The organism is Micromonospora sp. NPDC004336 (assembly GCF_053602615.1).
Genome location: NZ_JBSGDY010000350.1, coordinates 1 through 2039, shown reverse-complemented (window position 1 = coordinate 2039; position 2039 = coordinate 1). Strand labels below are relative to the sequence as shown.

General features: G+C 75.4%; 2 protein-coding genes. Both read left to right on the top strand.

All coding sequences use genetic code 11. The annotated features are described in order from the left end of the window. Positions 1–5 precede the first annotated feature (5 nt). Positions 6–959 carry a glycosyltransferase family 9 protein gene (locus ACWENR_RS30635; protein ID WP_452280418.1) on the top strand — a complete coding sequence of 318 codons (954 nt, stop codon included), beginning with the start codon at positions 6–8 and terminating at the stop codon, positions 957–959. Next, complete coding sequence (locus ACWENR_RS30630; RefSeq protein ID WP_452280417.1) at positions 943–1926, top strand: DNA topoisomerase IB; 984 nt, start codon at positions 943–945, stop codon at positions 1924–1926. The genes ACWENR_RS30635 and ACWENR_RS30630 overlap by 17 nt, the downstream gene beginning before the upstream one ends. Positions 1927–2039 lie beyond the last annotated feature (113 nt).

The window sequence follows — 2039 nt, the reverse complement described above, 5'->3', positions numbered from 1 at the left end:
TACCCATGATCCTCACCCTCCGCGCCCTCGGCATCGGCGACCTCACCACCGCCACCCCCGCCCTCCGCGCCCTCCGCACCACCCACCCCCACGAACAACTCGCCCTCGCCGCACCCCACTGGCTCACCCCACTTGTCCACCTCATCGGCGGCATCGACACCCTCATCGACACCCCCACCCTCGGCCACCTCCCCTGGACCGGCCCACCGCCCCGCCTCGCCGTCAACCTCCACGGCCGCGGCCCTCAGTCCCACCGCACGCTCGCCCAGACCCGACCCGACCGACTCCTCGCCTACACCAACCCCGACGCCCACCACCACGACGGACCCGACTGGAACGACAACGAACACGAAGTGCACCGCTGGTGCCGACTACTCCGCTGGTACGACATCCCCACCGACCCCACCGACCTCGCCCTGCACCGGCCACCGGCGGGGGACACCCCGACCGGGCTCACCCTGCTGCACCCCGGCACCAAGATCATGGCCAAGCGCTGGCCGGTGGAGCGTTTCGCCGCGCTGGCCCGGGAACTGACCCGCCGGGGGCACCGGGTGGTCCTCACGGGCAGCGCGGACGAGCGCGTCCTCGCCGAGCGCGTCGCGTACGAGGCGGGGCTGCCCGGCGACCGGGTGCTCGCCGGCCGGACGGGGCTGGCCGGGCTGGCGGCCCTGGTCGCGTACGCCCGGCTGGTGGTCTGCGCGGACACCGGCGTGGCGCACCTGGCCACCGGCTTCGGCACCGCCTCGGTGGTGCTCTTCGGCCCGGTGTCGCCGGCGCTGTGGGGCCCGCCGCCGGACCGCCCCCGGCACCGGGCGCTGTGGGCCGGCCCACGGGATTGGCCGAGGTGGGACGGGGTAGGAACCCACCCGACGTTGACGGCCATCGGGGTGGAGCAGGTGGTGGCCGCCGTGGACGAGGCGGAACGGGCGGTGCGGGTCTCCGGTGCGGTTGCGGCGTAGCGATCCGGGCAGGCCGGGGTACGGGCGACGCCGGCGCGGGAAGGGCTGGCTCTTCCTCGACCCGGCCGGCGAGCCGGTCCGCGACCCGGACGAGCTGGGCCGGCTGCGCGAGCTGGTGATCCCGCCCGCGTGGCGGGACGTGTGGATCTGTCCGCACCCGAACGGGCACATCCAGGCCACCGGCGTGGACGCGGCCGGCCGCAAGCAGTACCTCTACCACCCCGAGTGGCGGCGCAAGCGCGACGAGGCGAAGTTCGACCACGTGCTGGAGGTGGCCCGCCGGCTGCCGGTGCTGCGCGACCGGGTCGGGCGCGACCTGGCGAGCCGTGGCCTGAACCGCGACCGGGTGCTGGCCACGGTGACCCGGCTGCTGGACATGGGCATGTTCCGCGTCGGCAACGACCAGTACGCCGTCGGCGACGACGCGACCTTCGGGGTGTCGACGCTGCGCCCCGAGCACGCCCGGTCCCGGGGCGGCTGCGTGGTGTTCGAGTTTCCCGCCAAGGGCGGCATCGAACAGGTGCGCCGGATCGAGGACCCGGAGCTGTGCCGGGTGCTGACCAACCTGCGCCGCCGGCGCCGCGCGGCCGACCGGCTGTTCGGCTACTGGGCCGGCGGCGACTGGCGCGACGTGCGCAGCGACGAGGTCAACGACTACCTGCGCGACGCCAGCGGCGGGGAGATGACCGCGAAGGACTTCCGGACCTGGCACGCCACCGTCCTGGCGGCCACCCAGCTCGCGACCACCGGCTCGCCGCGCTCGGCGACCGCGCGCAAGCGGGCCGTCGCGGCGGTGATGCGTGAGGTCGCCGAGCTGCTCGGCAACACCCCGACCGTGGCGCGTACGTCCTACGTCGACCCGCGCGTGGTCGACCTCTACCACGACGGTGTGGTGGTCCCGGTGGACGGGCGGGCCTCCCGCGAGCAGGCCGAGCGGGTCGTGCTGGAGTTGCTGGAGGACGCCTGACCGGCCCCGTCGGCGGTCCTGGGGGAGAGTGCGACGGGGCCGGGGTCCGGGACGTCTCAGGGCGGTCACCGGGCGGCCGCCCGCCGCCTCTGCGGGCGGCGGGCGCCTCGCCA

Excerpts from the sequence above, each read along its gene's own strand:
- ACWENR_RS30635 (WP_452280418.1), top strand. The coding sequence starts at position 6 with ATGATCCTCACCCTCCGCGCCCTCGGCATCGGCGACCTCACCACCGCC.